This window comes from Kitasatospora sp. NPDC098652 (assembly GCF_044760155.1).
GTDB lineage: Bacteria > Actinomycetota > Actinomycetes > Streptomycetales > Streptomycetaceae > Kitasatospora.
This window is the reverse complement of sequence record NZ_JBIWAQ010000013.1, coordinates 172,565-191,327: the sequence shown is the minus strand read 5'-3', so window position 1 is coordinate 191,327 and position 18,763 is coordinate 172,565. Positions and strand designations below refer to the sequence as shown.

The 18,763-nt window shown below is 72.0% G+C and carries 17 protein-coding genes; 11 read left to right on the top strand and 6 right to left on the bottom strand.

The features are described 5' to 3' along the window. Positions 1–153 precede the first annotated feature (153 nt). The 6 genes from ACIQWA_RS26545 (at position 154) to ACIQWA_RS26520 (ending at position 6,560) form a co-directional block, all read left to right on the top strand. On the top strand, positions 154–579 hold the full coding sequence (locus ACIQWA_RS26545) for a hypothetical protein (RefSeq protein ID WP_360243257.1): 426 nt from the start codon (positions 154–156) through the stop codon (positions 577–579). After that, positions 576–1,391 carry a nucleotide exchange factor GrpE gene (locus tag ACIQWA_RS26540; protein ID WP_402486679.1) on the top strand — a complete coding sequence of 272 codons (816 nt, stop codon included), beginning with the start codon at positions 576–578 and terminating at the stop codon, positions 1,389–1,391. The genes ACIQWA_RS26545 and ACIQWA_RS26540 overlap by 4 nt, the downstream gene beginning before the upstream one ends. 31 nt (positions 1,392–1,422) lie before the next feature. Continuing rightward, a complete protein-coding gene (locus tag ACIQWA_RS26535; protein WP_402486676.1) occupies positions 1,423–4,023 on the top strand; it encodes an Hsp70 family protein in 2,601 nt (866 codons plus the stop codon). Further along, entirely contained in the window at positions 4,020–4,457 is a 438-nt protein-coding gene (locus tag ACIQWA_RS26530; protein ID WP_402486673.1) for a hypothetical protein, read from the top strand. The genes ACIQWA_RS26535 and ACIQWA_RS26530 overlap by 4 nt, the downstream gene beginning before the upstream one ends. Before the next feature lie 92 nt (positions 4,458–4,549). Then, positions 4,550–4,789, top strand: coding sequence for a chaplin (locus tag ACIQWA_RS26525; protein ID WP_360243245.1), 240 nt, complete (start codon positions 4,550–4,552; stop codon positions 4,787–4,789). Between the two features lie 139 nt (positions 4,790–4,928). Beyond that, positions 4,929–6,560, top strand: coding sequence for an AMP-binding protein (locus ACIQWA_RS26520; protein ID WP_402486669.1), 1,632 nt, complete (start codon positions 4,929–4,931; stop codon positions 6,558–6,560). Positions 6,561–6,624: 64 nt separating this feature from the next. Here the strand turns inward: ACIQWA_RS26520 and ACIQWA_RS26515 are convergent, their stop codons facing one another. From ACIQWA_RS26515 to ACIQWA_RS26495, 5 genes are all read right to left on the bottom strand, one after another. Further along, positions 6,625–7,029 carry a YccF domain-containing protein gene (locus ACIQWA_RS26515; RefSeq protein WP_402486667.1) on the bottom strand — a complete coding sequence of 135 codons (405 nt, stop codon included), beginning with the start codon at positions 7,027–7,029 and terminating at the stop codon, positions 6,625–6,627. A gap of 166 nt (positions 7,030–7,195) precedes the next feature. Next, positions 7,196–7,804 (bottom strand): hypothetical protein, encoded by a 609-nt coding sequence (locus ACIQWA_RS26510; protein ID WP_402486664.1) that lies wholly within the window; start codon positions 7,802–7,804, stop codon positions 7,196–7,198. Between the two features lie 179 nt (positions 7,805–7,983). After that, a complete protein-coding gene (locus tag ACIQWA_RS26505) occupies positions 7,984–8,586 on the bottom strand; it encodes a hypothetical protein (protein WP_402486662.1) in 603 nt (200 codons plus the stop codon). 179 nt (positions 8,587–8,765) lie between these two features. Then, a complete protein-coding gene (locus tag ACIQWA_RS26500) occupies positions 8,766–9,305 on the bottom strand; it encodes a hypothetical protein (RefSeq protein WP_402486659.1) in 540 nt (179 codons plus the stop codon). After that, entirely contained in the window at positions 9,305–9,955 is a 651-nt protein-coding gene (locus ACIQWA_RS26495; RefSeq protein WP_402486657.1) for an alpha/beta hydrolase, read from the bottom strand. Before ACIQWA_RS26495 ends, ACIQWA_RS26500 begins: the two co-directional genes overlap by 1 nt. 264 nt (positions 9,956–10,219) lie before the next feature. Here ACIQWA_RS26495 and ACIQWA_RS26490 point away from each other — a divergent pair, with 264 nt between their 5' ends. The 4 genes from ACIQWA_RS26490 (at position 10,220) to ACIQWA_RS26475 (ending at position 15,625) form a co-directional block, all read left to right on the top strand. After that, a complete protein-coding gene (locus ACIQWA_RS26490) occupies positions 10,220–10,624 on the top strand; it encodes a DUF6153 family protein (protein WP_402486654.1) in 405 nt (134 codons plus the stop codon). A 110-nt stretch (positions 10,625–10,734) separates the two neighbouring features. Continuing rightward, the gene (locus ACIQWA_RS26485) at positions 10,735–12,372 is read left to right on the top strand and encodes a multicopper oxidase family protein (protein WP_402486651.1); all 1,638 of its coding nucleotides are present in this window, start codon (positions 10,735–10,737) and stop codon (positions 12,370–12,372) included. A gap of 294 nt (positions 12,373–12,666) precedes the next feature. Continuing rightward, complete coding sequence (locus ACIQWA_RS26480; protein WP_402486649.1) at positions 12,667–14,622, top strand: amino acid transporter; 1,956 nt, start codon at positions 12,667–12,669, stop codon at positions 14,620–14,622. A 241-nt stretch (positions 14,623–14,863) separates the two neighbouring features. Continuing rightward, positions 14,864–15,625, top strand: coding sequence for a class I SAM-dependent methyltransferase (locus tag ACIQWA_RS26475; RefSeq protein WP_402486647.1), 762 nt, complete (start codon positions 14,864–14,866; stop codon positions 15,623–15,625). Positions 15,626–15,835: 210 nt separating this feature from the next. Here the strand turns inward: ACIQWA_RS26475 and ACIQWA_RS26470 are convergent, their stop codons facing one another. Next, entirely contained in the window at positions 15,836–16,534 is a 699-nt protein-coding gene (locus ACIQWA_RS26470) for a transglycosylase family protein (RefSeq protein ID WP_402486644.1), read from the bottom strand. Positions 16,535–17,004: 470 nt separating this feature from the next. Here ACIQWA_RS26470 and ACIQWA_RS26465 point away from each other — a divergent pair, with 470 nt between their 5' ends. Next, positions 17,005–18,633, top strand: coding sequence for a purple acid phosphatase family protein (locus tag ACIQWA_RS26465; protein WP_402486642.1), 1,629 nt, complete (start codon positions 17,005–17,007; stop codon positions 18,631–18,633). The last annotated feature ends 130 nt before the right edge of the window (positions 18,634–18,763 follow it).

The following is an 18,763-nucleotide window of genomic DNA, read 5'->3' as shown; positions in this document are numbered from 1 at the left end:
GGCGCCGTCGTAGCCCGTGCACCCGTGCACCCGTACACCCGTTCGCCACCGCCCGCCCGGCCACCGTCCGCACCAGCCACCGACCCCCGTCACCCAGCCCGCCACCCCAACCCCCCTTCCCCGTCCGGACCGTGAGGAGAGAGACCGCCCGTCATGCCACTGCACGAACCGTCGCCGTACGAGGTCCTGGGCATCCCGCCCACGGCCGGGGTGCGCGAGATCAACCTCTCGGTCGGGAAGGCGCTCAAGGCGGGCCGGTACAACCGCCAGCAGATCCAGGACGCCGCGGCCCTGCTGCGCAACCCGGACCGGCGCCTGGAGGTGGACCTCCAACAGCCGCTTCCGCCCGAACCGGTCGACCAGGCCGCCGAGTTGCTCGCCCCCGCGCTCGCCGAGCCGCTGCTGGTGATCGAGCGCCCCGGCCTCCCGCCCGCCGCGGACCTGCTCGCCCTGCACCGGGCCGAGGCCGCCGCCGACTTCGCCGAGCCCGCCCCCGGCGGCGCCGACCCCGAACCGCCCGTCCCCGCCCGCTACGCGGCCGACCTGTCCGTGCTGCCCCAGATCGAGGTCCCCGAATGACCGACGCACCGACCGCACCGATCGCACCGACCGCACCGACTGTGCCGTCCGGGCCGACCGCACCGGCCGGGTCGACCGCAGCCCTGCTCGACGGCCACCGGCCGCTGGAGGTTCCGCCGGGTGCGGAGGCCGTCGACCTGGAGGCCAAGTTCACCCAACTGCTGTTCCGCTCCTCGCTGCTGGGCAACAAGCTGACCGAGCAGAAGCAGCAGGCCCGGGCCGAGCAGCGGGAACTGCTGGGCGTCCTGGTCGAGGTGGACGACGCGCTGGCCGCCCTCGGGCTGGACCGCGAGCTGGTGGCGCTCGGGCGCGGTGCCGGGCTGGAGGCGACCCGCCGGCGGCTGCTCGGCCGGCTCGCCAAGGCCGGGGTGCGGCCGATGCGGCTGGAGGGGCTGGCGGCGGACCCGGCGCTGACCGAGATCGTCGGCACCGAGGTGCGGCCGGGGGTGGCGCCGGAGACGGTGCTGCAGACGGTGGTGACCGGGTTCTTCTGGGAGCAGGAGGTGCTGCGCCGGGCCCAAGTGGTCGTCGCCGCACCGGAGTCGGCGCCGGGGACGGGGCCGGTCGAGGATCCGCGGATCGTGGCGCTCAAGCCCGAGGAGCCCGAGGAGCGCGAGGAGCCCGAGATCGTCGAGCCGGCGGCCGTCGCGGCGGAGCCCGTCGCAACCGACCCCGTCGAGCCCGGTGAGCTCGTCGACCCCGGCGACCCCGTCGAGCCCGGCGAGGCCCCGGCCAGGCCGGTTCCGCCCCGGGCCCGTCGGCACGCCAGGGCGACGGGCCGGCCGGCCAAGCGCGCCAAGCGCAAGAAGTAGCCAGGACCACGAGGGGCAAGAGGGGAACGACATGTACCGCACACTCGGCATCGACCTGGGCACCACCAACTCCGTGGTGGCCCACCTGCGCCGGGGCGCGCCGGAGATCATCTTCAACCGGCAGAACCAGGAGGCCACGCCCTCCGTGGTCGGCAGCGGCCGCAAGGGCGAGCTGCTGGTCGGTTCGACCGCGCGCAGCCGGATCGCCATCGACGGCGCCAACGTGATCCGCTCGGTCAAGCGCTTCATGGGCCGCAAGTTCAAGGACCCGCAGGTCCAGGCGGCGCTCAAGGAGGTCGACTACAAGGTCACCGCGGGCACCGACGGCGACGTCAACGTCTGGTTCAACGGCCGCTCCTACACCCCGATCGAGATCTCCGCGATCATCCTGCACCGGCTCAAGCAGGACGCCGAGCAGCGCCTCGGGGAGCCCTTCCACCGGGCGGTGATCACCGTCCCCGCGTACTTCGGCGAGCGGCAGGTGGCCGCCACCCAGGAGGCGGGCCGGATGGCCGGCCTGCACGTGCTGCGGATCATCAACGAGCCGACCGCCGCCGCGCTCGCGTACGGTCTGGCGAGCGACGCCGGGGACGAGGGCCGCACCGTCCTGGTGTACGACCTCGGCGGCGGCACCTTCGACATCTCCATCCTGCTGCTGGTGCCCGGTTCGGTCTCGGTGCTCGGCATCGAGGGAGACAACCTGCTCGGCGGCGACGACTTCGACCGGGCGATCACCACCGCACTGCTGGAGGACATCCGCGAGGAGTACGGCTCCGACTACCAGCCGGACCTCCGGGACCGCCCGAAGATCGCCTCCACGGCCGAGACGGTCAAGATCGAGCTGTCCAACCAGCAGTCCTCCGAGGTGATCCTGCCCGGCCTGGGCGCCGGACAGCTGGTGCTGGAGACGGAGTTCGAGCGCGCCCGCTTCGAGGAGCTGATCGAGGCCCAGATCGAGCGGACCATCGAGCTGACCCACAAGGCGATCATGCAGGCCAACCTGACCGTCGGGGACATCGACGAGGTGGTGCTGGTCGGCGGTTCGACGGCGATCCCGCTGGTCGAGCGGCGCCTCGGCGAGGTGTTCGGCACCCGCCGGATCAAGCGCGGCGTCAACCCGATGCAGTGCGTGGCGCTCGGCGCGGCCGTGCAGTCCGCCCTGGTCGGCGAGGTGGAGTGCCCGGAGTGCCGGGCCCCCGGGGACCTCTCGGCCTCCAACTGCGCCAACTGCGCGACCTCCCTGCTCGGCGGCGACCGGGTCTCCTGCCCGACCTGCCACATCCCGGTCGAGGCCGGGGCGCCGGCCTGCCCCAAGTGCGCCCAGGAGATGGATGGTTCGGCCGCCGGCGGTTCGGCCGGGTCCGGTCCGGTCGGCTCCGGCGCGACGATCCCGCAGCAGTCCCAGGCCACCACCGTGCTGCGCGCCGACAACTGCCCGCAGTGCGGCACCCCGGCCGCCCCCGGCGTCACCGCCTGCGAACTGTGCGGTGAGCCGCTCAACTCGGCAGCCCCGGGCCACACCAAGGTGTCCTCCACCGCCGCCGAGGACGTCGGCCTGCGCTGCGCCTCCTGTGCCACCGTCAACCCGCCAGGTAGCGAAGTCTGTTCGGGCTGCGGCGAGTTGATGCAGGTCACCAACCCGTTCGACATCACCCCGAAGAACCTCGGCATCGAGCTCAACGACGGCCGGCTGGCCGTCATGATCCCCAAGAACACCAGCTACCCGACCAGTTCGCCGGTCAGCCGGGAGTTCGTGGTCTCCGGCAGCGGCCGCCAGCGCCTGGAGATCGCCGTCTACGAGGGCGAGCACGAGATCGCCCAGCAGAACGAGCTGATCGGCCACCTCACCCTCCGGCTGCCCGAGGGCCTCGGCGGCCGCACCCCGGTGGAGGTCTCCTTCGGCCTGGACCGCGACCGCACCATCACCCTGTCGGTGCGGATCCAGGGCGGCGCCGAGAAGACCGTCAAGCTGGAGCGGGTCACCCTCGACCCCGAGTTGAAGGTGCAGGTCGAGGAGCAGCAGCGGCAGATCGAGTCCTTCACCGACCGCTGGGGCGGCGAGCTCACCGAGGCCGAGATGCGCGAGGCGCAGCGGCTGATGGACGCCCTGGACGACCTGGCGGCCGGGCAGACCCGCGGCCAGTCGGTGGACGAGGCGCTGGAGCGGGCGCAGCGCCAGCTCAAGGCGCAGCGCTGGGTGCGCGGCTCGGAGGCCTACCTGAGCCTGTTCATCCACTACTGCGAGAAGCACCTGGACCCGAGCGACCTGGACCGGCTGCGCTCGGTGGCCGCCGAGCTGCGGCTGCGCCGGGAGGCGGCCGACTGGGAGGGCGCGATGCGCGCGGCCCAGAAGGCGGACGAGCTGTGCGACTCGCTCGGCCACACCTTCCGCATGCTCACCATGTGCAACGTCTACGTCAACCAGAACATGGTCTCGCCGGCCCTCGGGCAGCGGATCATGGCGGAGCTGCGCGGCCTGGACGAGGCGGTGGAGGCGCCCAACATGGAAGCGGTCAACACCCACATGTCGAACCTGCTGGCGCTGTACGCGCAGGCGCAGCGGGAGCTGGGCAGCGAGCCGGCCGCCGAGTCGCTCGGCCCGGTGCGCCCGGAGGAGGCCGGTCCGCGATGACCACTCCTGAGGTGTCCGAGGCGGCTGGCGCGGCTGACGTGCCCGGCGTGCCCGAGGTACCCGGCGTACGCGACGTGCCCGGCGTAGGCGACGTGCCCGGTGTGCCCGGCGTACCCGACGCGCTGGAGGTCCGCTGCCCGCTGTGCAAGGTTCCGGCGGACCGGCGGTCGCTGGCCTGCCCGTCCTGCCGGGAGGACCTGGGCGTGCTGTTCCGCCTGCGTTACGCCGGTCGGATCGACTACAACCGGGCCCTGGCGGCGCTGGCGGCGGGGGAGGAGGCGCTCGCGCTCGGCCTGCTGCACCGGGCACTGGAGGCCGAACCGGGGCTGGAACCGGCCCGGGAGCTGCTGGGATCACTGAGCGTGTCCGCGGTCGGCGGGCCGGGAGCGGAGCGGCGGGAGGGTCGGCGGGAGGGCGACACGCCCTCTGAGTGACCAATTCGGACGCTTCCGGCCTGCCGTCGAGTTCGATCGGTGCGAGTGTGATCGTCACACGGAGTTCTGCCACCCTCTCAAGGAGTGACGCAATGCGTATTCGCACCACCCTCGCCGCCACCGCGCTCGCCGCGGTGGCCGTCCTCGCCGGTGCCGGCACCGCCGCCGCCGGCGGCGCGACCGCGAACGGTGTCGCCTTCGGTTCGCCCGGTGTGCTCTCCGGCAACCAGATCCAGATCCCGATCAACCTCGAGGCCAACATCTGCGGCAACTCGATCGGCATCATCAGCGTCCTCAACCCGGCGTTCGGCAACACCTGCATCAACGCCTGACCCGCGCGCCGGGGCCGTCCGTCGAAACCGACGGGCGGCCCCGGCGCCGTGCCGGTACCCCCGTTCGGGGGTGGCGGCGCGGGCCCGGGAGCGCCAGCATGGTCCCCTGTCCCGCACCGCCGCACCCAGGAGCCCGCCCGTGCCGACACCGCCCGCCCAGCGCAGCTACGCCTCCGGGACCTCGGACGTCCCGCTGCTCGGCGACACCATCGGCGAGAACCTCGACCGCGCGGTGCGGGCCTTCCCCGACCGCGACGCCCTGGTCGACCGCCCCACCGGCCGCCGCTGGACGTACGCCCAACTCGCCGCCGACGTCGACGCGCTGGCCCTCGGCCTGCTGGAGCTCGGCATCGCCAAGGGCGACCGGGTCGGCATCTGGGCCCCCAACTGCGCGGAGTGGATGCTCACCCAGTACGCCACCGCCAAGCTCGGCGCGGTCCTGGTCACCGTCAACCCCGCCTACCGGGCGCACGAGTTGGAGTACGTGCTGAACCAGGCCGGGATCCGGCTGCTGGTCGCCGCCGAGCGCTTCAAGACCTCGGACTACGCCGGGATGATCGGCGAAGTCCGGCCCCGCTGCGCCGCGTTGGAGCGGGTCCTGCTGCTCGGCAGCCCCGCCTGGGACGAGCTGCTGGCCTCCGGCCGCGCCGCCGACCCGGCCCCGCTGGCCGCCCGGCAGGGCGAGCTGGCCCCCGACGACCCGATCAACATCCAGTACACCTCGGGCACCACCGGCTTCCCCAAGGGCGCCACCCTCTCGCACCACAACATCCTCAACAACGGTTACTTCGTGGGCGAGTTGCTCGACTACACCGAGCAGGACCGGATCTGCGTCCCGGTGCCCTTCTACCACTGCTTCGGCATGGTCATGGGCAACCTGGCGGCCACCTCGCACGGCGCCTGCGTGGTCATCCCGGCCCCCTCCTTCGAGCCCGGAGCCACCCTGGCCGCCGTCGCCGCCGAGCGCTGCACCTCGCTGTACGGCGTGCCGACCATGTTCATCGCCGAACTCGCCGACCCGGACTTCGCCCGCTACGACCTGGGCAGCCTGCGCACCGGCATCATGGCCGGCTCGCCCTGCCCGGCCGAGGTGATGAAGGAGGTCATCGAGCGGATGGGCATGGCGGAGGTGTCCATCTGCTACGGCATGACCGAGACCTCGCCGGTCTCCACCCAGACCCGCACCGACGACCCGGTCGAGCGCCGGGTCTCCACCGTCGGCCGGGTCGGCCCCCACCTGGAGGTCAAGGTCGTCGACCCGGTCACCGGCCGTACCGTCCCGCGCGGCGAGCCCGGCGAGCTGTGCACCCGCGGCTACTCCGTCATGCTCGGCTACTGGGACGAGCCCGAGCGCACCGCCGAGGCCGTGGACGCGGCCCGCTGGATGCACACCGGGGACCTCGCGGTGATGGACGCCGACGGCTACCTCGCCATCACCGGCCGGATCAAGGACATGGTCATCCGCGGCGGGGAGAACCTCTACCCGCGCGAGATCGAGGAGTTCCTCTACACCCACCCCGACGTCCTCGACGTCCAGGTGATCGGCGTCCCCGACCCCAAGTACGGCGAGGAGCTGATGGCCTGGATCCGGATGCGCGAGGGCGCCGAGCCGCTCACCGCCGAGGCCGTGGCCGCCTACTGCACCGGGCGGCTGGCCCACTTCAAGGTCCCGCGCTACGTGCACGTGGTCGACGAGTTCCCGATGACCGTCACCGGCAAGATCCGCAAGGTCGAGATGCGCGAACAGGCGCTCCGCATCCTCGGCCTCTGACCCCGGGAACGCCCGCGGCCCGCCTCCTTCCCCGGGGACGGGCCGCAACCGTTCGCCGCGCGCCTCAGTACCGCGCGCCCCACTCCTGGTCGGTGGAGACGATCTCGCGGCCGAGCGGCATCAGCGAGATCGGGATCATCTTGAGGTTGGCCCACCCGAAGGGGATCCCGATGATCGACAGGAACAGCGGAATGCTGGTCACCAGGTGCGCGATCGCCAGCCACCACCCGGCGAACACGAACCAGATCACGTTGCCGACGCAGGACGCCGCCCCGGCGTCCGGCCGCTCGACGGTGGTCCGCCCGAACGGCCACAGTATGAAGCCGGCGATCCGGAACGAGGCGATGCCGAACGGGATGGTCACGATCAGCACGCAGCAGATGACTCCGGCCACGACGTACCCGATGGCCATCCAGATGCCGCAGAAGAGCAGCCAGATGACGTTGAGGACGAAATTGATGGGCTTCATGCGCGTTACCTTCTCACGCTCGACGGACTGACTGCCACGACCTGCCATGCCCTCTGGCGTGCGCGTTCACTCCCTTAGGGGGCGTTCTTCGGGGGTGCGTCGGGGGCTTTGGAACAGGATGGTCACTGGACCGTCCCGGTTCGGTGCGCGCTGAGCTGACGGGTGCTCAGTGTGAGTCGCGGCAGGCACCGGTGGGGGTGCAGAGGGTGAGGGTGAGCGGGCGGCCGGTCGGGGGGATCCGGTAGTGGTAGGCGGCGAAGGTGACGAGGTCACCGGCGCCGAGGTCGAGGGTGCGGCGCCGGACGGGGCTGACCAGGTGGTCCGGGTCGCCGGAGACCGTGATCTCGCCCACCTGGCCGCGGTAGGCCGTGACGGCGTAGGAGTCGACGCCCGCCGTGGTGTCGGTGGGCATCGGGGTGCGGGGGAGGAGGTCGGCGACGGCGGCGAACCAGACGGTGGTGGGCGTCACGCCCGCGTGGTTGATGACGGCGTAGCAGACGTCGAGGTTGTCCGGCAGCCAGAGGGCCACGGCCCGGGTCTGCCCGTCGGTGTCGAGGACCACCATGGTCGCCAGGGTCGGTTTCGGGCACTTCGGCGGCAGGTTGAGCCCGCCCACGAGGTCCGCGATCCACTGGGCGGAGGGCGGGGCGGCCTCGGGGAGCGGCACCGGGTGGCGGAAGGTGCCGGGGTCGAGGGCCGGGTCGCAGGCGGTGGCCGGGCCGAGTGCCGTCACCAGTGCCAGCGTCGAACAGAGCGCCCCGAGGCGGCGTCTCATCGTGTCCCCTTCCCCCTCCCGGTACGACGGGTGGGCCCCAGGATGCGCCCGGCCGCGGGCGGCGGCAAGGCTCCGGGCGGCCCGGAGTCCTGCCGCCGCCCGGAACCGGGTCGGTCCGGCTCCGGCGCGTTCGAGGCGGGCGCGTTCGGGTGAGGTGCGGCCCCGAACGAGATCCGGGCTCAGGCCGGCGGCGTGCCGTCGGGCCAGACGCAGGGGGAGCCCACCCGGAGGGAGAGGTCGTGACTGGAGTCGGAGACCCCGTCCAGGGTGGCCAGGAAGCCGTCCTTGGGGTTCCTCAGCCTGATCCAGTCGGACCGTGAACCGGCGGCGTCCGGATCCGGCTCGAAGCCGCGGCCGGTCAGGAACTCGCGGAAGGCCTTTGCGGCCTCGGCCTTGCGCTCGGGAGGGACGTCGCCGAAGTCGTACTCCCGGCGGCTCTGCGTCCGGCCGTGCGGGCCGATGTCGTTGGCGTCGCACTCCAGGTCGCTGAAATCCCCGGGGCTCTTCGTGGGCTTGACCGGCAGTGCGGCCAGGGTGTCCGTGAGGTAGCCGTCGATCTGCTTCTTGGCTGCATCGAGCGTGATCGTGGGTTTCGACCGCTCCTGCACGGTGTTCGCCCCGCAGGCGTTGAGAGCCAGCGCCGTGACGGCCGCCAGGGCCAGCATGATCGCGACCCGTGGCGCCCCGGTGACGGCCTGCCCCGTGCCGATGAGGGACGGGGAGCCCCCGTCCAGTTCGCCCGGCTTGACCTCGGACTGCAAGCCCGCGTCAGGTACTGCCATTCGGCGTCCCCCGTCAGTTCCGGACCGGTTGCTGGGGCGGTCCGTGATGATCGAAACTGACGACGCATGCTAGCGGATCATTAACACACAACCCGACGAACGGGGACCACTCGGACGCGCAGGGGCCGCACCTCCTGGAAGGTACGGCCCCGAATGAGATCCCAGGTCGGGCGGGCAGCTCAGGCCGGCGGGGTGCCGTTCGGCCAGACGCAGGGGGAGACGACGCTCAAGGAGACGTTTCGGCTCGCATCGGAAGTTCCGTCCAGGACGGCGACGAAGCTGTTCGCGGGGTTCTTGAGTTTGACCCAATCGCGGTGGTAGTCGGGCGGGTCCGCTACTGGCTGGAAGCCTTGTTTGGTCAGGAGGGTGCGGAATGTGGCGACGGTTTCGGCTCGGGGTGCGGAAGCGATGTCGCCGAAATCGAATCCTCGGCTGGTCTCTGTCCTTCCGTGTGGACCGATGTCATTGGCTTCACACTCCAGATCACTGAATGCGGCTGGCAGTGATGTGGGCTTGACCGGCAGTTTTGCCAGGATGTCCGCGAGGTAGCTGTCGATCTGTTTCTTGGCCTGGTCCAGGGTGATCGTGGGCTTGGAGCGTTCTTCGAGCGTATCCACGCCACAGGAACTCAATGCGAGCGTCGTGATGGCCAGCACGGTTGCGGTTATAGACCTTTTTGCCAGCGAAGGTGCCGCGAAGGTGCGCATGGTGAGGATCATTAGATCGGCTTTCCTGCGATGATCTGGCCCATTGCGACAAGAGACGGAGAGCGCTGATTCCAGTAGGCGGAGTGATCTGTCCCGGGACCGGTGGGGATTATTTGTGCGCCGAACTGCGGGACGCTTGGGTCGCGGCCGAAGGAAAGATGATGGTCAGGATTGCCGACGATACCGAGTGTGGAGCCGATGTTGTTGTCGAGGTTGCTTGCGAATCCCTCCCAGCTCTCAGGAGGCGCGTTCTTGATTCTGTCGATGTCGCCCTGTGCCGCGAAGACGTGGGACGGGGCGACGCCCAGGTCACGGGCGTGTTCGACGCCAGCGCCCGGGCTGGCGATCAAAACAACGTTGTCTACTGGTAGGCCCTTGTCGCGCAGGGTGTAGCCGACGACTGTGGTGCCGTAGCTGTGGCCGAGGATGGTGTTGTTGGACGGCTTGCCTTCGTGCGTGGCGCGGAGTCCCGTCTCGAAGCTGTGCAGTTTATCCTCGGCGCCCCGGGCGAAGATGTCGACTGCGGCTTCTGGGACGATTGACTGCGGCGCGTCGTAGCCAACCCAGGTGATTGACGAGGTCGTGGCCTTGTCACCGGCTTTCTTGTTGGCGTCGTTGGCCGAGGCGACCATCAGGTCCGACCGTTCGATGTCGTCGCCCAACAGACTCCCATGTGCTGCGCGCTCTGGCCGCAGCCGTCCAGTTCACCCGGCTTGACCTTGAACTCCAAGCCCGCGTCAGGAACTGCCATGCATGCCCCCCATGCAGTTGGACCAGCCGTTTGCCGGTCCATGTGTTCGAAAACCAGCGACGTATGCTAACGGATTTCGATGGGCGTAGGGAGAGGGTGTGACGGCAGCCCGGCCGTCGTTCGGTATACCCTGCGGGGGTAAGCGGGCGGTCGGTGGTGGACGGGAGGCGGGGCCATGGCGCAGCAGCGGTCGTACGGTGCTCCGCTGCCCGGGGTGCTGCGGCTGGTGCTGCTCGGGGCGTTGCTGCTCGGCATCGTGACGATGCACACGCTCGGGCATCCGAGCGGTGGCCACGGGGGCCACGGTAGGCACGGTGTCCAGGTGATGGCGGCGCACCAGCCGGTGGGGGAGCGGGTGACCGCGGATCCTGCGGCTGCCGACGGGATGGACCCGATGGCGGTCTGTCTGGCCGTGCTGGCCGGCTGGACGCTGGTGCTGCTGGTCGCCGGTCCGCTGCTGCGCCGCAGCGGTGACGCCGCCGCCGAGGTGCGGGCCCGGCTGTTGCGGGCCGTGCGGGCGCTGCCGCCGCCCTGGGGTGGGCGGATCCTCCTCAGCAGACTTTCGGTGCTGCGTCAGTAGGCGCGCGCCGGTCGTCCCGTGCCCGCGCGCACTTCTGCGTGCCCGCGCACGGAACGGCTGACGCGCCGTCCTGTACGTCCACACCACCCCTGTACGAGGTGCACTCCGTCATGCGCACACCCACCCGTCGTACCGTCCTCGGCGCTGCGCTCGCCGCCGCCGGGAGCGGCCTGATCGCCGCCTGCTCCTCCGGGTCCTCCGACCCGATGAAGGGCATGGACCACTCCTCCATGAACCGCGCCGAGCCGGGCGGCCCCGCCGGCTTCGTCGCCCCGAACGGCCCCGAGGTCGCCGCCGCCGAGGCGCGGCGCAGGCCCGGACCCGAGCGCAAGGTCGCGCTCACCGCCACCGAGACCACCCTCGACCTGGGCGGACGCACCGTCCGCAGCTGGGCCTACGGCGACCGCCTGCCCGGCCAGGAGGTGCGCGCCACCGTCGGCGACACCCTCGCCCTCACCCTCGCCAACCACCTGCCGCAGCCCACCTCGCTGCACTGGCACGGCCTGGCGCTGCGCAACGACATGGACGGCGTGCCGGGCCTGACCCAGGACCCGGTCCGGGCGGGGGCCTCCTTCGACTACCGCTTCGCCCTCTCCCGCCCCGGCACCTACTGGTTCCACCCGCACTCCGGCGTCCAGCAGGACCGCGGCCTGTACGCCCCGCTGATCGTCGAGGACCCGAAGGAGCCGCTGCGCTACGACAAGGAGTGGGTCGTCGTCCTGGACGACTGGGTGGACGGGGTCGACGGCAGCACCCCGGACGCCGTCCTCGCCGAACTCGCCAAGGGCATGGGCGACATGGGCGACGCAGGAGCCACGGGCGGCACGGGCGGTATGGACCACTCGGGGCACAGCATGCCGGGCATGCCGGGTATGGGCACGGGCCCGGGCACGGGGAGCACCCCCACCGGAGCCACCGGCCCGTCCCGGATGCTGATGGGCGCCACCAGTCCGCTGCTCGGCGGTGACGCGGGCGACGTCGCCCACCCCTTCCACCTGGTCAACGGCCGCCTGGCGACCGCCCCCGAGACCTTCACGGCCAAGCCCGGCGACCGGATCCGGATCCGGCTGGTCAACGCGGGCGGCGACACCGCCTACCGGGTCGCCCTCGGCGGCCACGAGCTGACCGTCACCCACACCGACGGCTTCCCGGTCGAACCGGCCACCACCCAGGCCCTGCTGCTCGGCATGGGCGAGCGCTACGACGTGCTGGTCACCGCCAAGGACGGCGCCTTCCCGCTGACCGCCCTGGCCGAGGGCAAGAACGCCACCGCGCTGGCCGTGCTGCGCACCGGCGGCGGCGCCGCGCCGGACGCCTCGACCCGCCCCGCCGAACTGGACGGCCGGCTGCTGACCGCCGGGCAGTTGAAGGCCGACCCGGGCGTCCGACTGCCGGACCGGGCGCCGGACCGCACGGTGGCGCTGGAGCTCACCGGCGGCATGGCGAAGGCCGACTGGGCGTTCAACGGCCGCAAGTACGACCCGGCGCAGCGCCACCCGGTCGCGGCCGGGGAGCGGGTGCGGCTGGAGTTCCGCAACAGCACCGCCATGTGGCACCCCGTCCACCTGCACGGACACAGCTTCGCGCTGGGCGCCGGCGGCCCGCGCAAGGACACCGCGATCGTGCTGCCGGGCACGACCCTGGCGGTGGACTTCGACGCCGACAACCCGGGCCTGTGGATGGTGCACTGCCACAACGTGTACCACGCGGAGACCGGCATGATGACGGTCCTCGGTTACCGGGCGTAACCCTGTCCGCTTCGTGAGACGCCGGGGCGGGGTGCTCCATCGCCCCGCCCCGGCGCGGACCCCGGACCGCCGGGCCACCCGTGCCGACCTGCGAAGCCATGACGTTTTCTTAACGCGGGCCGATGACGCCTCCTTAACGGCCGTCGCATAGCCTGGCGCACTGCCGTCGCCCGACGGCGCTTTACGGGGTCTTTAAACAAGAGGTGCAAGGTGGTTTCGTCGGGTTCGACGGAGACGACGACGGAGGCTCCGTCGTCGGCGCGAATACGGCTCCGCAGTTGGCTCCTGGAGGACATGTCGCCGGAGAAGGCCGCCAAGGACGCCGCCGCGAAGGCGCAGCAGGACGCCGCCGAGGCGCAGCCGGACGGCGCGGAGTCGGGGGACTCCGTCGCCGAGGCCGGTCACGCTGCGCACACGGGCCAGCCGTGGTGGCGCGTGATGTGCCTGACCGGTCTGGACTACTTCTCGACGCTCGGCTACCAGCCGGGCATCGCCGCGCTCGCGGCCGGACTGCTGTCGCCGATCGCCACGATCGTGCTGGTGCTGGTCACCCTGTTGGGCGCACTGCCGGTCTACCGGCGGGTGGCCCAGGAGAGCCCGCGCGGTGAGGGCTCGATCGCGATGCTGGAGCGGCTGCTGTCGTTCTGGAAGGGCAAGCTGTTCGTCCTCGCGCTGCTCGGCTTCGCGGCGACGGACTTCATCATCACGATCACCCTCTCCGCCGCCGACGCCAGCGCCCACCTGGTCGAGAACCCGCACCTGACCGGCGCCCTCGGCGGCAAGCAGATGCTGATCACGCTGATCCTGGTCGCCCTGCTCGGTGCCGTCTTCCTCAAGGGTTTCAGCGAGGCGATCGGTCTGGCCGTGGGGCTGGTCGGGGTCTACCTGGCGCTCAACGTGGTGGTCGTGGCGGTCGGCATCTGGAAGATCATCCAGGCGCCGCACGTGGTCACCGACTGGTCCAACGCGCTCACCACCCAGCACGGCAACATCTTCGTGATGATCGGCGTCGCGCTCGTCGTCTTCCCGAAGCTCGCGCTCGGCATGTCCGGCTTCGAGACCGGCGTCGCCGTGATGCCGCACATCAAGGGCGACGCGGGCGACACCGAGGCGAACCCGGTCGGCCGGATCCGCGGCACCCGCAAGCTGCTCACCACCGCCGCCGTGATCATGAGCACCTTCCTGATCGCGACCAGCTTCATCTGCACCCTGCTCATCCCGGCCAAGGAGTTCGAGAGCGGCGGCCAGGCCAACGGCCGCGCCCTGGCCTTCCTGGCGCACGAGTACCTGGGCGGCGCCTTCGGCAGCGTCTACGACCTGTCGACCATCGCCATCCTGTGGTTCGCCGGCGCGTCCGCCATGGCGGGCATGCTCAACCTGCTGCCCCGCTACCTCCCGCGCTACGGCATGGCCCCGCACTGGGCCCGCGCCGTACGCCCGATGGTGATCGTGCTGACCATCGTCGGCTTCCTGATCACCTGGCTGTTCGACGCCAACGTCGACGCCCAGGGCGGCGCGTACGCCACCGGCGTACTGGTCCTGATCAGCTCGGCGGCCATCGCCGTCACCATCGCCGCCTACAAGAAGCGCCAGCGCGGCTGGACCATCGCCTTCGGGATCATCGCCGCGGTGTTCCTGTACACCACCGTGGTGAACACCATGGAGCGCCCGGACGGCGTCAAGATCGGTGCCTGCTTCATCGCCGGCATCATCCTGGTGTCGCTGCTCTCCCGCCTCAAGCGCGCCTTCGAGCTGCGCGTCACGGACGTGCAGCTGGACGAGACGGCCGAGCGGTTCATCCGCGACTACGCCCACCGCCCGCTGCGCCTGATCGCCAACGAGCCGACCAACCGGGACGTCGCCGAGTACCGCGACAAGATCCGGCAGATCCGCGCCGACAACGACATCCCCGGCGAGGACGACCTGGTCTTCGTCGAGGTGACCGTCCGGGACGCCTCGGACTTCGAGTCCGAGCTGACCGTCCACGGCGAGGTGCTGCACAACCGGTACCGGGTGCTCACCCTGGAGAGCTCCAGCATCCCGAACGCGATCGCCGCCCTGGCGCTCACCGTGCGGGACCGTACCGGGCAGCGGCCGCACCTGTACTTCGAGTGGACCGAGGGGCACCCCTTCGCCCAGTTCCTGCGCTTCATCCTGTTCGGTCAGGGCGAGGTCGCGCCGGTCACCCGCGAGGTGCTGCGCGAGGCGGAGCCGGACCGGACGAAGCGTCCGCGGGTCCACGTCGGCTGACGCCCGCCTGCCGCGCCACGGCTCGTCCGTAGCCTCACGGCCCGCCTGCCGCGTCACGGCTCGTCCGTAGCGCCCCGGCCCGTCCGGTCCACCAGGACCGGGCGGGCCGTCGGCGTTCCGGTGCGGCGGTACCTCTGCCGTTCTGCGGTTCCGTAGGCCCCTCTAGAGTGCGATCGGACCAACTGACCAACTGAACACCTGACCAACGGACCATCGGATCGCGAGAAGGGGCCCGGCCCGCATGAGCACCGCACCCGAGCACTACGACCGTCTCCTCGCCGCCCACTACACCTGGATGCTGGGCGGCGACATCCCCGCCCTCGCCGAGGCGCAGGCCGAACTGCTGGCCGGGCTCGGGGTCGAGCCCGGGGCCGCCGGCCGCACCGCCGTGGACCTCGGCGCCGGCCCCGGCACCCAGACCCTGGCGCTGGCCGCCCTCGGCTTCGACCCCGTCCTCGCCCTGGACACCAGCGCCCCGCTGCTCGCCGAACTGCGTGAGTCCGCCGACAAGGCCGGGTACGCCGGGGCCGTCCGCACCGTCGAGGCCGACCTGCGCGGCGCGCTGCCGCAGCACACCGGGCCGGGCTCGGTGGCGGCCGTGCTCTGCATGGGGGACACCCTCACCCACCTGCCCACCCGCGCCGACGTCGCGGCGCTGCTGCACGACGCCGCTGCCGCACTCGCCCCGGGCGGGCGGCTGGTGCTGTCCTTCCGCGATCTCACCCGCCCGCTGACCGGCACGGACCGCTTCCTGCCGGTGCGCGCCACCGCGGACCGGATCATGACCTGCTTCCTGGAGTACCCGGACGAGGAGACCGCCCTGGTCCACGACCTGATCCACACCCGCGCCGGCGAGGGCTGGACCCAGCAGGTCAGCAGCTACCCCAAGCTGCGGCTGGCCACCGGATGGGTGGCGGGGCAGGTGCGCGCGGCGGGCCTGGAGGTCAGCCACGACGAGACGGGCGCGCGCGGGCTGCACGTGCTGGCGGCCGTCCGGCCGTAGCGCTTCCGGCGATCCGGCGACCAGGTGAACTGGTCGACGGATCAAGGGCGTTGGCTGCTGGGCGCACTGCTGCGCCGCTGGTGACGGCGCCACTGTGAGGCGGCGCCGCTGTGACGACGCCACCGTGACGGCGCCGCTGTGACGACGCCACCGTGACGGCGCCGCCCACGCCGGGGCGCGGCGTGGGCGGCGGGTGTTCTCGCAGACGGTTCAGGAGGGGAGTCGCAGGACCAGCCCGGGCTGGATGAGGTCCGGGTCCTCGCCGACGGTGTCGCGGTTGAGCGCGTACAGCGCGGGCCAGCCGCCGGGGACGTGCAGGGTGGCGGCGAGCTGGTCCAGGGTGTCGTCCTCGCGGACGGTCCACCGGCCGTCCCCGGCCGTGCCCGGGGCGGGCGGCGGCAGGACGGCGTCGCGCCCGTGGTCGCGGGTGGCCTGGGCGGCCTCCTCGTCGCGGGTCCGGTCGCGGTCGCGGTCGCGGTTTCGGTCCGGGGTGGCGGCCCCGTGGGCGTGGCCGCCCAGGGCGCGGGAGCCGCAGACCGGCCAGGGGGAGAGGCCGCGCCGCTCGGCCAGGTGCTGGGCCACCTGCACCTGCTGCTCGCGGCTGGCGAGGTCGGCGCGCGGGGCGTAGGCCAGGCCGCCGTTCTCCCGCCAGGTCGACTGGTCGAACTGGAGGCCGCCGAAGTAGCCGTTGCCGCTGTTGATGTGCCAGTTGCCGCTGCTCTCGCAGTCCGCCACCCGCTCCCAGTCGTACCGGCCGCTGTCCGACCTCCCGCCGTCCGACCTCCCGCCGGGGTCGGTCCCGGTGTCGCCGCCCGGGGGTGCGGCGTGGGCCGCGGGGGCGGCGAGGGCCACGGCGAGGGCGCAGAGCGCGGTGGGGACGAGGCGGCGGAGTCGAGCGGTGGGAGGCATGGGCGGCTCTCAGGTTCGGGGACAAGGCGTGCGCCGTCCGGAGGCGGCGCGTTCCAACCCAGGCACGCCGGATGGGGCGTGCCACCGCCGACACGTCCGAGAGGTCACCCGCCCGGCCGTCCCGCACCACCCCCGTGGCCCGCGGCCATCCGGCCGTACCCCGGTCGTCAGCCGGTTCCCGGAGCGCCCCGGACGCCACTTCGACGAAGGGGGGCGGACGGACGATGACGGTCGATCAGGGCAGCGCGCGGGCCGGGCGGGGAGTGACCGGCGGATCGGGGCTGTAGGCGCTGCGGGAGGGGTGGCCGCCGCGCCGCCGGACGGGGTGGACGCGGGCTGATCCCGTACGCCGGTCCATTGGTGTGGACCAGCGTTCAACTTCCGTTCGCCGTACGCACGATCGATCGTGGTGCGACCGTGTGTTTCGACTGCGAGCCTCCTCGGCGATTCTCGGAGCCCAGGAGGCGGCAGTGGCACATCCCCCGGCACATCCCCCGGCACAACCCTCGCGCAGAACGCTCCTCCGGACGGGTACGGCGGCCGGCGCGCTCGTCGCGCTGCCCGCGTCCACCCTGCTGTGGACCCAGCCGGCCGTCGCCGGCACCCCCGGACCGGAGCAGATCCACCTCCAGTGGGGCAACGAGCCCTCCCGCGAGATGACCGTCTCCTGGGCGACCGGCGCCTCCGTGAAGCGCCCCCGGGTGCGGATCGGCACCCCGCGCGGCGGCGCCGGCCGCAGCGTCGACGCGAGCAGCCGCAGCTACGTCGACGGCCTCAACAAGGTCGAGACCTTCACCCACCACGCCCGCCTCGACGGGCTGCGCCCCGACACCACCTATGTGTACGAGGTGCTGCACGACGGCGCCGAGCCCGTCCGCGGCACCTTCCGCACCGCCCCCGCCCGCGGGCGCGCCGCCTTCCGCTTCACCAGCTTCGGCGACCTCGGGACCGGCGACAACGTGTTCGCGAAGTCCTCCATCCACGGTGCCGCGGCCGTCCGGCAGGTCGAACAGTTCAACCCGCTGTTCCACCTGCTCAACGGCGACCTCGCCTACGCCAACAACAACCCGCAGCGCCAGCCGCAGGCGTGGAACGCGTTCATGAACAACCTGTCCAAGTCCGCCGCCAACCGCCCCTGGATGCCCGCCCCCGGCAACCACGAGGTCGAGGCGGGCGGCGGCGACCTCGGGTACGCCTCCTACCTCACCCGCTTCGAGCTGCCCGACAACGGCAACCGCGACCACTGCGGCAACTGGTACAGCTTCCAGGTCGGTTCGGTGCTGTTCGTCAGCCTGGACGGCAACGAGATCGCCGTCGAGGACGACGCCAGCATCGACCCGGCCACCGGGCAGTCCATCTACATCAGCGGCTACAGCGAGGGCGCCCAACTCCGCTGGCTGGAAGGGGTCCTGGCGCGCGCCCGGCGCGGCAGCGCGGTCGACTGGATCGTCGTCAACCTGCACCAGTTCGCGATGTCCTCCTCCGCCGCCAGCCACGGCGGCGACATGGGCATCCGGGAGAACCTGCTGCCGCTGCTCGACCGCTACTCCGTCGACCTCGTACTGGCCGGCCACGACCACGACTACGAGCGCACCCACCCCGTCCGCGGCACCGAGCCGGGCGGGCTGCTCACCCCGGCCGTCGTCGACGACGACCTGCGCCGGATCGACACCTCCGAGGGCACCGTCCACCTCATCCTGGGCGGCGGTGGCACCGCCGGCCACGACGACGTCTACCTGCCCGCCGACGCGGACGGCGTCCGCCAGGCCAGCGTCCGCACCCAGCGGCTCACCTTCAAGGCCGACCCGGACGCCAAGGAGAAGGCCCACTGGTCGGCCGTCACCGACCCGGACACCAAGTACCCGTACGGCGTCGCCGTCTTCGACGTCGACCCGGGCCGGTACCCCGGCGACCGCACCACCATCACCGTCTCCTACTACCACTCGGTGCCCGCCACCGCCGCCAACCCGCTCCCCACGCCCGTCCTGTACGACCGCTTCACCCTCTACCGCGACCGCAGCGACGGCTGGGGCGACTGGGACGAGGCCGACCAGGGCGAGGACGAGACCACGAACGCGTCGGTGGCCACCGGCCGCTGACAGAGCGTTCGGCACGGGCGAAGCGGCGACCACACCGTGCGAACCCCTGCGCAGGAAGTCGGCCGGACCGACTTCCTGCGCAGCAGTCATGAGAAGGGCAGGCTCGCGTCACCTCGGACGCGGGCCCGCG

What these genes read in the sequence shown, in the direction of transcription:
- ACIQWA_RS26545 (WP_360243257.1), top strand. Translation starts at nt 154, where the DNA reads ATGCCACTGCACGAACCGTCGCCGTACGAGGTCCTGGGCATCCCGCCC.
- ACIQWA_RS26540 (WP_402486679.1), top strand. Translation starts at nt 576, where the DNA reads ATGACCGACGCACCGACCGCACCGATCGCACCGACCGCACCGACTGTG.
- ACIQWA_RS26535 (WP_402486676.1), top strand. Translation starts at nt 1,423, where the DNA reads ATGTACCGCACACTCGGCATCGACCTGGGCACCACCAACTCCGTGGTG.
- ACIQWA_RS26530 (WP_402486673.1), top strand. Translation starts at nt 4,020, where the DNA reads ATGACCACTCCTGAGGTGTCCGAGGCGGCTGGCGCGGCTGACGTGCCC.
- ACIQWA_RS26525 (WP_360243245.1), top strand. Translation starts at nt 4,550, where the DNA reads ATGCGTATTCGCACCACCCTCGCCGCCACCGCGCTCGCCGCGGTGGCC.
- ACIQWA_RS26515 (WP_402486667.1), bottom strand. Translation starts at nt 7,029, where the DNA reads ATGAAGCCCATCAATTTCGTCCTCAACGTCATCTGGCTGCTCTTCTGC.
- ACIQWA_RS26510 (WP_402486664.1), bottom strand. Translation starts at nt 7,804, where the DNA reads ATGAGACGCCGCCTCGGGGCGCTCTGTTCGACGCTGGCACTGGTGACG.
- ACIQWA_RS26505 (WP_402486662.1), bottom strand. Translation starts at nt 8,586, where the DNA reads ATGGCAGTACCTGACGCGGGCTTGCAGTCCGAGGTCAAGCCGGGCGAA.
- ACIQWA_RS26500 (WP_402486659.1), bottom strand. Translation starts at nt 9,305, where the DNA reads ATGATCCTCACCATGCGCACCTTCGCGGCACCTTCGCTGGCAAAAAGG.
- ACIQWA_RS26490 (WP_402486654.1), top strand. Translation starts at nt 10,220, where the DNA reads ATGGCGCAGCAGCGGTCGTACGGTGCTCCGCTGCCCGGGGTGCTGCGG.
- ACIQWA_RS26485 (WP_402486651.1), top strand. Translation starts at nt 10,735, where the DNA reads ATGCGCACACCCACCCGTCGTACCGTCCTCGGCGCTGCGCTCGCCGCC.
- ACIQWA_RS26480 (WP_402486649.1), top strand. Translation starts at nt 12,667, where the DNA reads ATGTCGCCGGAGAAGGCCGCCAAGGACGCCGCCGCGAAGGCGCAGCAG.
- ACIQWA_RS26475 (WP_402486647.1), top strand. Translation starts at nt 14,864, where the DNA reads ATGAGCACCGCACCCGAGCACTACGACCGTCTCCTCGCCGCCCACTAC.
- ACIQWA_RS26470 (WP_402486644.1), bottom strand. Translation starts at nt 16,534, where the DNA reads ATGCCTCCCACCGCTCGACTCCGCCGCCTCGTCCCCACCGCGCTCTGC.